General features: G+C 43.0%; 10 protein-coding genes. 5 read left to right on the top strand and 5 right to left on the bottom strand.

What is annotated here, in order from left to right; all coding sequences use genetic code 11:
• Nucleotides 1-587: 587 nt before the first annotated feature.
• On the bottom strand, nucleotides 588-2,039 hold the full coding sequence (locus IQ242_RS08520) for an ATP-dependent DNA helicase RecQ (protein ID WP_193959669.1): 1,452 nt from the start codon (nucleotides 2,037-2,039) through the stop codon (nucleotides 588-590).
• A gap of 166 nt (nucleotides 2,040-2,205) precedes the next feature.
• Here IQ242_RS08520 and IQ242_RS08525 point away from each other — a divergent pair, with 166 nt between their 5' ends.
• The 4 genes from IQ242_RS08525 to IQ242_RS08540 all read left to right on the top strand — a co-directional run bounded on the left by IQ242_RS08525 (nucleotide 2,206) and on the right by IQ242_RS08540 (nucleotide 4,274).
• Nucleotides 2,206-2,391, top strand: a complete 186-nt coding sequence (locus IQ242_RS08525) for a DUF3285 domain-containing protein (RefSeq protein WP_002752941.1) — start codon at nucleotides 2,206-2,208, stop codon at nucleotides 2,389-2,391.
• An 11-nt stretch (nucleotides 2,392-2,402) separates the two neighbouring features.
• Nucleotides 2,403-2,915 carry an rRNA maturation RNase YbeY gene (gene ybeY / locus IQ242_RS08530; protein ID WP_193959670.1) on the top strand — a complete coding sequence of 171 codons (513 nt, stop codon included), beginning with the start codon at nucleotides 2,403-2,405 and terminating at the stop codon, nucleotides 2,913-2,915.
• 28 nt (nucleotides 2,916-2,943) lie between these two features.
• Nucleotides 2,944-3,432: a diacylglycerol kinase gene (locus tag IQ242_RS08535; RefSeq protein ID WP_193959671.1), complete on the top strand. Its 489-nt coding sequence runs from the start codon at nucleotides 2,944-2,946 to the stop codon at nucleotides 3,430-3,432.
• A 602-nt stretch (nucleotides 3,433-4,034) separates the two neighbouring features.
• Nucleotides 4,035-4,274, top strand: coding sequence for a DUF4327 family protein (locus IQ242_RS08540; protein ID WP_002738935.1), 240 nt, complete (start codon nucleotides 4,035-4,037; stop codon nucleotides 4,272-4,274).
• A 228-nt stretch (nucleotides 4,275-4,502) separates the two neighbouring features.
• Here the strand turns inward: IQ242_RS08540 and IQ242_RS08545 are convergent, their stop codons facing one another.
• Nucleotides 4,503-5,693, bottom strand: a complete 1,191-nt coding sequence (locus tag IQ242_RS08545) for a bifunctional 2-polyprenyl-6-hydroxyphenol methylase/3-demethylubiquinol 3-O-methyltransferase UbiG (RefSeq protein ID WP_193959672.1) — start codon at nucleotides 5,691-5,693, stop codon at nucleotides 4,503-4,505.
• Nucleotides 5,694-6,490: 797 nt separating this feature from the next.
• Between IQ242_RS08545 and IQ242_RS08550 the strand changes: the two genes are divergently transcribed.
• Complete coding sequence (locus tag IQ242_RS08550; RefSeq protein ID WP_052276560.1) at nucleotides 6,491-6,922, top strand: DUF4278 domain-containing protein; 432 nt, start codon at nucleotides 6,491-6,493, stop codon at nucleotides 6,920-6,922.
• A 144-nt stretch (nucleotides 6,923-7,066) separates the two neighbouring features.
• On the opposite strand, the gene IQ242_RS08555 is transcribed toward IQ242_RS08550, so the two are convergent.
• The 3 genes from IQ242_RS08555 to IQ242_RS08565 all read right to left on the bottom strand — a co-directional run.
• Nucleotides 7,067-8,560, bottom strand: coding sequence for a thymidylate synthase (locus IQ242_RS08555; RefSeq protein WP_193959673.1), 1,494 nt, complete (start codon nucleotides 8,558-8,560; stop codon nucleotides 7,067-7,069).
• 4 nt (nucleotides 8,561-8,564) lie between these two features.
• Nucleotides 8,565-9,188 (bottom strand): dTMP kinase, encoded by a 624-nt coding sequence (tmk, locus tag IQ242_RS08560; protein ID WP_193959674.1) that lies wholly within the window; start codon nucleotides 9,186-9,188, stop codon nucleotides 8,565-8,567.
• A gap of 25 nt (nucleotides 9,189-9,213) precedes the next feature.
• The coding region (locus IQ242_RS08565) for an FAD-dependent oxidoreductase (RefSeq protein ID WP_193959675.1) at nucleotides 9,214-10,078 on the bottom strand (865 nt) is incomplete at its 5' end.

Consider the following 10,078-nt stretch of genomic DNA (forward strand, 5'->3'; position numbering starts at 1 on the left):
GTCAATTACCTAATTTTCAGGGAAAAAGTCCCTGAATTTTCCCCCTGATCACTCCCATGCCGGGTACTTTTTGATTTCCCAAAAGTCTAAAAGTCTTACCCAACAAAGTTTTTAGATTTATTCAGCAAACCCTAAATAGGGTTTACTGAAAAAGTTTCTCGTGGGGGCAGGGTGTGGGGTGTAGGGTGTAGGGTGTAGGGTTTTACCCATTTTCATGTGGTCAATTACCTAATTTTCAGAGAAAAAGTACCTGAATTTTCCCCGATCTCTCCCAGAACTGGTACTTTTTGATTTCCAAAAGGTCTAAAAGTCTTATCCAATAAGGAGACTTATCACAGAAGCCTTCTGGGAATGTAGCAAAGATTCTTGTATCTGGCTGCACTTTGTCACAAAATTTCACTATTATTTCGGGTAAGGTATAGTAAATCCCTTGATAGATTCAATCGGGACTCACTTCTGGGAAAACCGCTATAGATCTCCTGCAAAAATCAAAAACCTGACCTTAGGTTAGGAGAATCCGAGACAGGAGGAGAAAAAAGACAGGAAAATTTAGTACAAATGCTCTGCTCTCCCTGTTCTGGCGCTCCCTAGCTTACCAGAGGTCGATTGCGACGACAATTATCGCAATGACCACAGCGAAAATTGTCGGCATTTTCCTGAAAACCAAAGGCATTTAAGAGAAAGTGCCAACGACAGCGACGGGTATAGAGGTAGGGAAATATCTCATTTCTGGGTTTAAAAGTCATCTTAGCTGAATTATGGCGATAAATAAGCCGATAATGAAAAGGATCGAGCCATTCTAGGCGATCGAGACTGTGTAAAAGGGAGAGAATGAGCGCACCATCGGGAAATTCGGCACTAATCGCCTCTACTTTGCCCTCTAGGGGAATTTGGGCTAAAATTTGCCAAGCTTGTCGGTATTGGCGTTCCTGTTGGGAGTTAAAGAATTTTTGCTGGTTTTTATCGCTATTATCTAACCATCCCGTCGGTTCACTAATTAAGGTGAGGGCCTGCATTTTACCGCCATCGCGACCACCGCGGCCGATTTCCTGTAGGTATTCCGATAGTAAAGCTGGGGGTTGGTAGTGGACAACCCAACGCACATCGGGTTTATTGATACCCATGCCAAAAGCTGAGGTACAGACAACAAAAGTTAAATCCCCCCGCAGCCAATTTTGTTCTATTTCCCGACGCTGAAAGGGCGATAAACCGGCATGATAGGCACTGGTGCGATAGTGGAGAGATTGCAACCATGCCGCTAAATTTTCACTATGGCGACGGGAACGAGTATAGATCAGGCCGGATTGTCGAGGTTGACCGGTGAGGAAGTTTAATAGTTGATGACGACGACAACCGGGGCTAATACATATTTTGGTGCTTAAGTCAAGGTTTTGACGGTAAGGATTTATTAAGAAAAGCTGCGGTTTTTCTAGTTGTAAGACGCAGGTGAGAGTCTCACGGGTGGCGGGGTTAGCGGTGGCGGTAAAAGCAGCGATCGCTATTTGGCTGCCGGCCGGTTTTGATTGCAGAAGAGCGGGACGGACGGCACCGAGACGACGGTAGGCAGGACGAAAATTATCGCCCCACTGGGTTAAACAATGGGCCTCGTCGAGGATGAGAGCGTTAATTTTAACGTGGGGAAGGGTTAATTTTGACCAGAGGGGCGGACTTAAGAGGGTTTCTGGGGAAAGATAGAGAAGTCGCAGGGTTTGATCTGCGATCGCTGCTAAGGTTTTCTTTCTCTGTTGTCGGGGGATTTCGTGATGAATCAGGGCAACGGGTAGTTTTTTGGCTAATAATTCCTCCACCTGATTTTCCATCAAGGCCACTAGGGGAGAAATCACTAGGGTTAAGCCGGTTTTTAATAAAGCGGGCAATTGAAAACAGATAGATTTACCGAATCCCGTGGGCATGACAATCAGGGCATCTTTTGCCGCTAAAATCGTCTCGATAATCTCCTGTTGGGGAAAGCGAAAGCTATCATAGCCCCAAATTTTCTGAAAAATAGTCTGGATGCTTTCGGTATTGTGGGAAGACATGGGTTAACTGCTGGGGTGTAGGGTGTGGGGTGTGGGGTGTGGGGGAGTTGAGCGGTTGTTACCATCCCGGAAGGGTAACAATTTTTCCCTGGACTTGAATTTTTTTGGCACTTTTTTAATAATCTGTTACACTTATAGCGATCAATCCTTGTCTGGGGAATTACTGATGACTGAACCTGTTAGCACCACTGACCCCGCAGTAGAAACCGCCACCGAAGCGCAACCGAGTTACGTTAAGCTGGCGATGCGGAATATGGTCAAGAAAAAAGGCGTCTCGTTAAAACACTTTTTTTTGACTACAGCAGCCCTATTAGGCTTTTTTGTCGGTATTTCCTATCTGACGCGTCCCTAGGGTGAAATCTGGTGAGTGAGACTTTACCCCTAGGGGTGGATTTATGCCTACAGGATAATTATTTTGATCCCGGAAATAGTCCTGTGGATGGGGAAACTTGGCACTATTGGTTGGAGACATGGCTAGGCTATCTATCGGATTATCTCCCCCTTGCCGCCGGTTATGAACTAAGTTTGCGTTTAACAGACGATCGAGAAATTCAGACCTATAATTGCCAATATCGCCACAAAGATCAACCGACGGATGTTCTCGCTTTTGCCGCTCTCGAAGTGGATTTACCAGTGGATGAGGGCATTTTAGAGACAGAACCTTTATATTTGGGGGATATTATCATCTCTGTCCAGACAGCACAACAACAGGCTTTAACACAAAATCATTCTTTGGCGCGAGAATTGGCCTGGTTAACTGCCCACGCTTGTTTACATCTCTTGGGTTGGGACCATCCCGATGAAACAAGTCTCTTGGAAATGCTATCTTTACAGGAAACTTTGTTAAAAACCGTCGAAATGCCGATACATAGTTAGTTATTTTTGTCAAGCATTATTGAGGAATATGAAGACAAATTATCATCAAGCCAACCAATCTGCCAGCATACCTAATCCCTATCTCAACAATAATTTTATCCCTCGATCGGGACAGGTTAGTGAGGGCAACAATCCCAGTCAAAGAGAATACGCTTGGCAAGTCGCCTCGAATCTGTTAGTCAGTTTTCGCTACGCTTGGGCAGGAGTCCGTTATGCTTTTGTTAGTCAAAGAAATTTTCGCATTCACACCCTGATTACCCTAGTAGCGGTTAGTTGGGGCTTATTTTTGCGGGTTGATGCCATGGAAATGGCGATTGTCACCCTTACCTGCGCTCTGGTGATGGTCTTAGAATTAATTAACACTGCCCTAGAATCAGTGGTAGATCTGACGGTGGGGCAATCCTACCATGATTTAGCCAAAATAGCGAAAGATTGTGCCGCCGGTGCCGTTTTAATCGCCTCGATCGCCGCTTTACTCGTAGCGGCTTTTATTTTTATTCCCCATTTATTAGTTTAAGTGGGAAGCTTTTTTCAGTGATCAGCTGTACTGAATTTAAACTGCGTAGGAAAAAATTAAGTACAAGCGATCTCACTTATCCTCCCTGCTGCCAACTCCGGCACTCCGGTGCAGTCCTAACCAGTAATATTAGATAGGGTTTGCGGCAAAAAGTACGGGCGAAGCATTCGGATAGAAAATCTCCGGTTTCACCGATAGGTTATTGCCCGAATGCTTCGCCCCTACAGGACGCGGGCCGATGAAGATGCAAGGTTTTGAACCACGATTCTCTCAAAATCTTGCACCTGTGGGAGCAAGAAAATCCCCAAAACCCTTACCTTGCATACATTTCACATTTATTCAGCCAACTCTAGATAGTCAACAGCTTAACTGATAACTGATCACCGATGACTGATCACTGATTCGGTATAAGGGGACTCGACAGCTTTTAGCCGATAAATTTAACTTTTCTTAACCTAAGCCTAAACTGGCGCGGGGAGAGGGTTTCGCTATATATAAAAAATTGTAATCGTCGATACAGCAAAAAATCTCTTTTGTCCCCTCATAGGTTAGACTATAGTTAGTGATAAGACTTCTTTTGTAGATCTTGCAGGAAATCTCCCATGAGTGCCATAACTTTCTCCACCGCTCCCACCGCTTACTCTATCAGGATGATTAAGGACGAAGTCCGTCAGATGGTAGAACAGGGGGTAGTGAGCAGACACCAACCGATCTACACCCTCTGTCAGTTCATTCCCCCCCGGGAGTGGGTTTGTGTTGAATGTGAACTAGAACGATGTGACTACCTTCTCAGAGATCAAATTGGTGACTTAATCGCCTCGGAATCTTGGGATAATGATTAAACTCTCCCGGTTGCCGATGGGCAAAAATCGGACTGATCAGAAATTTAGCAGCCTTGTCCACTTTCTTAAACTATTATAATTCAGCCCCGGTTAATTCTGGGGCTGAAACTATGGGGATAGGAAGGGTATAATTGTTAAGAAACAAGAATTTTTGGCAAGATTTAGCCAAGTTAGTTCACAAGTTGCCGATTGCCGAGGGACGCTATCTCTAACATCCCCAAATTTTCCCTAACTTAAAATCAGTAGTTGGCGCTGTTGTAAAGAACGCACAGCAGTTAATCCTAAAGCAACTTGAGCGTCGATTTCTCCCACGCTTAAACGACCATCACAAGCTTGTAAAAAAGCAAATTCTCTCTCCGAGAGATTAACTGGCCGATAATCGTAATCTAGAACACTTGCACTAGGCCAGCCGTAAAGACAGGGATGAACTTCGGCCACTGCATTCTCTAGGACTTGATCCCCGGACCAATCGGCCGTCAAAATCGGTGGTTTAGCGAGGAAAAATTCATAGTGGGTGATTTCTGGGTCTAATAATTCCGTCAAGCGATAACGTTCCCTTTCCCCTAAATTTTGCGCTCTAGCCATCAATTCGGGGGATTTACCCAATAAACGCTCTAATTGCCAGTAGCAAGGGTTAGAAAAGCCAATAAAGGCTAATCCTGACGCATCAATCAGTTGAAAGAGGGTATCGATATTATAGTCCACTTCCCGGGGGTGAACGTACATATCAGCGAAGGACTCATCGCGATGATTTTCCATTGACCAACGCTCTTTTTCCCGTTTCAAAATGCGATTATTTTCCGGTAGGGAGGCAAAAATCTCTCGGCCGACAGCGACCCCATCTTTATAATCCCCGCGTCGGTCTCCCTGTAAAAGTGCGATCGCAGATTGCATTAACTGGATTTCCCAGCGTCCCAATTGTGCATAGACGAAAATATGCAGCAGACCACCGGGGGCCAGTTTTTGTGCGAGGGATTGAATACCTTTAACCGGGTCCGGGAGATGGTGCAGCACCCCGACGCAGTTAATTAAATCAAATTCTCCGGGGAGATTAGTGGCCGATTCGAGGGGTAAATGGTGAAAATCCAGAGAACCTCGGTGTTTTGGTGCAACTCCCGAACGATTACAGCGTTCTTTGGCAATTTCTAGAGCTTTTTCACTGATATCTATCGCAACTACATGAGCGAAAGGGTTGAGCGCGAGCAGATATTCGGTTCCCGCACCAGTACCACAACCCGCATCGAGAATCCGGATATCCTCTCGTTCAGGTTTACGATGACAACAAAAGTTATAGGCAGCAATCCAATTCCAGCGCCAATTGTAACCCGGAGGAGGTTCGTCTAGAAGCGGTTCGGGGGGGAAAGGATAGGTATTGTAGAGACGTTGTACAGCAGTACGAATAGTAGCGTCGTCGGACATGAAAATTGGCGGAGTTTAGGATAACACTCGATCGATTGTCTCACAGACGGCAGCGATCGGGAAAGTCAGCCGGGGTTTTTTTGAGTTGGTCGGGAGTAAATGATAAATAATCATTATGACTATCCGGTTCTGTGCCAAAACTGGATATTATTTCTTTGGTCGATATTTTTTTCTATTCCTTGTCCTACTGTCTCTTAACCCTATCTAAGTTTTACTGGCAATTATTCGAGAGTCATTCTCTAACAATTATCTCAAATAAGTAAGTAGTTATAATTAAATTGAAGATAGATTTTGCCTCTGATCCCCCCTGCCCCCCTTAATAAGGGGGGTGCCGATCCCCCCTTAATCCCCCCTTAATAAGGGGGGCATCTGAAAGTTTTTAATACCCACCTACTTAGTCGAAAACGCTGTAACCAAATAAAAAACCCCGGTGTCCAGCCGAGGTAGCGCTAAGTTATGTAGGAGAACTCAAGCAAATCTGTCAATGGGGTAAACCCAAACCCCGAAAACTTTTTTAAGCTAGTAGGCCAAGTTTTTTGCCATTGTCTGGAGCTAAACGAATCATAAGCTGTCTGATGCTCCCCGAGACAATCTGAACTGGCTTGCTGTCTTGGCTGTTTTGCTTTAACTTTTAGTTCATGTAAATAAATGTAACAAGATTTTTACGAATTGTAAAGAAGGATTGACATAATAAAACTTATGAGATGTATAAGCTAAGTTAATATTTTTCGCCGATCGAAGCTAGGGGGGGTAATAATAGAGAGATTGGTTCACTAGTGTGACAAGGTGTACCCAGAATGTCCTATTTGTTTTTGTTGCCACTATTCACCGCTGCTCTGGCTGCCTATTTCTGGCAGCAGTCCAGCGATGAAATCGCTTATCTGGCCAGTGCCGCCACGGTAATTAGTTTAGTGTTGAGTCTGGTTTTAGCTCCTTGGCAGATTCAGCTATTAATTCTCTTGACAGTTGTGATTGTCGTCACCTTTTTATGGCAAGGACGAGAAGAGCAGAAGAATGTCCCCGTCCCCACTCCAGAAACCGCCGGCGAGAAAAAGTATCGCGGCGCCACCTATATCGAGCCAACAGTCACCGAGGCTCCTGTCAAGGAGCGAGGGGGTAAATATCGCGGTGCGGAGGTTAAAATCACCAATAATCCCACGGTGGCTAACCCAATTCGCTCCTCATCTCTCAAATATCGCGGTGCTGGTTCAGCAAACAAGGACCAGTAATCAGTTATCAGTTATCAGTTATCAGTTATCAGTTATCAGTTATCAGATTTGAGTTTTAAGTGAGCAGTATTAAATAGAAGTTTCCTGCTGTCTTTTCACTGTTGACTGTTCACTGTTGACTGTTCACTGAAACTTCCCACCTATCTACTGGTCTTGGATATAAGACTGATTATTCTTGAGACAATTGTAGGCCTTTTGTAGTTCGATTCCCAGATAACCGATATGTTCGGGAATAATTGCGGGATTGGTTGTTGCAAGCTCGCGGATTAATTTGAGGGGATTTTTGCCTTGATAACAAGCGACAACTTCCCCGCTGCCGGGGGTAGTTTGTTGGACAAGAATTTGTTCTTTTTCCACAGAAATCAAAAAGTTACCGCTAGGGTCAAAAAAGTCGCGCTGATTGACAATTTTATCGTACTGGGTGGCGATTAATCGTTCGACATTCTCCCAAGTATCATCGTATATATGGGCCGATTGGCTAATAGTAATTAATGGACCCATTGATAAATTGTAGTCAGAGTGCTTGCTAATCTCATCCCTAATATGTTGTTGTAAAGCACGCAATCCCATGGCATTTGCCGGCCAAGCGGCAAACATATCATTACTTCTAAATATTGCGGTGAGAGATAATTCATTTTCCACCACTCGCACCCAAATATGATTTAAACAGGGACTACCTCCCTTTTCGTGGTCTTTCACATCCCAGAGGGACATAACTGCACTAGCAGCATCAATTTCTGAGATTAATTTATTAATAACCTGTGCAATTTGGTCTCGGCCAAACCAAGAGCGCAATCTTTGACCGTAGGTGTATTTAACTCCTTGGTGTATAGGAGAATCATCGAGAATTTGTCCAATATATTCGGTAAGAAAAGCTCTATCTATAGGCAAATAATTAGGTTCAGGAAAATAAAAGTCTGGGGGTTCATCGGTGACAACGGCCATTAGGTCAATTAATTCTTGCCATTTACCATCATATCCTGTCGGTCTAATTGTGCCAGTGGTTTTAATCTTTTGGAGAATTTTTACCCAAGTTTCGGCAATAGTTTTTCCTTCAATGCGATGACCGTATCTTGTCCCGGGTAGGAGAGAAGGAAGATTTTCTGAGATAGGAAAGGTTAATGGTTTTCCCCAAGTTGGTAAGGGGGATTGTTTTGCATAATTTTTGACAGTTTCAATCGCTTCTGGGATGGATTCAACTGGTTGATATTGAATTGATTGACGCAATTTTTCGAGGGTTTCTCGGTCAATTTCTTTGTCAATATATCCAGTGGTAGAAGAATTAATTAGCCAACATTCTTTACCTGTGTCACTTTTTCCTAACTGGAATCCTTGACTAAAAAAATCTAGCAAACACTGACAGCTGCCGGAGTTTTTATCTTCCTTAGTCGCGTTGAGAATAACTAAGTATCTAACGTGGGGATTTGCGATTAAGTTTCTCAGCAGGGGACTAATTCCTCTGGTGGGACTATAAAGATTACCAATCACCGCGTATTGGTCGGGATTTAAATGTTTAGCAAGGGACTGTTTTACTGTCCATCCCGTGATAATTGCTGTTTGACCGTGACCGCAGATTAATTGATTGGGTTTATAGTGGGGTTGGTAGATGAATTTAGGGGTGGTTTCTGTACTGAGCATGGATTTAAATTAATCGTTCAAGATAATTAATAATATTTCGGTGAAGGTTTTCTATTGTATCACTGCCATCCAGTTGTAAACAATTATCTTTATATTCTTTAAATATCTCGATAAACATCTGACGAACTTTTATTAACTTTTCTTGTTTTTCGTACACTTCTGTGATGGCTCTGTTTGTAATTCTTGCTAGAGAAATATCGGGAAGAATATCGATATAAATAACTAAATCTGGATTGGGAAAATGTTGATTTAACTGCCGAACAAAAGCAAATTCTTCGGGATTATTGCAATTGTAGGCCAGGGAGGAAAAATAATAACGAGTAGTGATAACGTGGGTTTGTTCTTGGTGAATAAGTTTAAAAACGCCATCGTGATCATTATATAAGTGATAATGGCGATCAGCTGCAAATAAATAGGCCATTTGTCGGTCAAATTGATTTTGATCTTTGATAGAAATAAGATTAGTTTGCATTATTTCTCGAATCAAACGACCGATAACTCCCTCGGAAGGTTCCGGACTTAAAACTGCTTTTTCCCCTCGCTTTAAAAAATATTCTTGTAAGAGTTTTGCTTGGGTACTTGTTCCCGATCCGTCAATACCTTCAAAGACAATAAATTTCGGTTTCATAATTTAATCTTCCTTCTCAATCTAATTATCTGAATAATTGTTTTAGCCAAGTTAACCAAGATTTTTTCTGGGGGATTAATTGCGTCATTTCTCCGATAATCTCTCCCATACTTCCCCAAGCATAAATATTTTTATTGAGGGATTGTATGGTTAAATTTTCTTGTAAAGCTAAACTGATAATACTAATCATTTCCGCTGCTTGATTACCGACTATTTGCGCTCCCAGTATTTTACCATCTTGTCGGTAGATTAATTGACAAAATCCCGTGGTTTCCCCCCAGATTTGCTGTGGGACCATATTTTTAATTGGATAGTTGATCATCTTTACCTCCTCACCATAGCTGTCCTGGGCTGCTTTTCCAGTTAAACCCACCCAAGCAATCGCAGGATCGAAAGCAATAAATGAGGGAATTTGCTCGGGATTAAAGTTAAATTTTTCTCCCGTGAGCAGATGCTTGACTAACCCAAAAGCAGCCCGGTGATTTAAAGTAGGATCGGGATAATTATTTCTGAGCAAATTTAGGGCATAAATGCGGGAATTATCGGTTTGGAATTGCTGATTAACCCTAATTAATCCCTCCTCTAGTTTAACTCCCACCCCGGCCAAATTTAATCCCTGTTCATTGACTTGATAATTACCAGCAAAAATGAGATCATCGACTTCAATGACATAATTGCCTAATTGTAACCATTTTTGACCCTCGAGCGCTTTCACTTGACTAGGACAATAGCCGGGTAAAATCTTAATTCCTTCCGCTTCTAAAATGGCAGTAACTAAATGGGAGATTTCCCGATCAATATCTGGCAGTAGATAATTATCCTCGATAATTAAGCTAATTTCTTTCCCCAAACGTCGGAGAATTTGCGCTAAACTCACAGCCATGCTGCTG

The sequence above is a fragment of the Microcystis sp. LEGE 08355 genome (assembly GCF_015207185.1).
GTDB lineage: Bacteria > Cyanobacteriota > Cyanobacteriia > Cyanobacteriales > Microcystaceae > Microcystis > Microcystis panniformis.

Coding starts and splice junctions, on each gene's coding strand:
- IQ242_RS08535 (WP_193959671.1), top strand. CDS start 2,944: ATGAAGACAAATTATCATCAAGCCAACCAATCTGCCAGCATACCTAAT.
- IQ242_RS08555 (WP_193959673.1), bottom strand. CDS start 8,560: ATGCTCAGTACAGAAACCACCCCTAAATTCATCTACCAACCCCACTAT.
- IQ242_RS08545 (WP_193959672.1), bottom strand. CDS start 5,693: ATGTCCGACGACGCTACTATTCGTACTGCTGTACAACGTCTCTACAAT.
- IQ242_RS08525 (WP_002752941.1), top strand. CDS start 2,206: ATGACTGAACCTGTTAGCACCACTGACCCCGCAGTAGAAACCGCCACC.
- IQ242_RS08540 (WP_002738935.1), top strand. CDS start 4,035: ATGAGTGCCATAACTTTCTCCACCGCTCCCACCGCTTACTCTATCAGG.
- tmk (WP_193959674.1), bottom strand. CDS start 9,188: ATGAAACCGAAATTTATTGTCTTTGAAGGTATTGACGGATCGGGAACA.
- IQ242_RS08550 (WP_052276560.1), top strand. CDS start 6,491: ATGTCCTATTTGTTTTTGTTGCCACTATTCACCGCTGCTCTGGCTGCC.
- IQ242_RS08520 (WP_193959669.1), bottom strand. CDS start 2,039: ATGTCTTCCCACAATACCGAAAGCATCCAGACTATTTTTCAGAAAATT.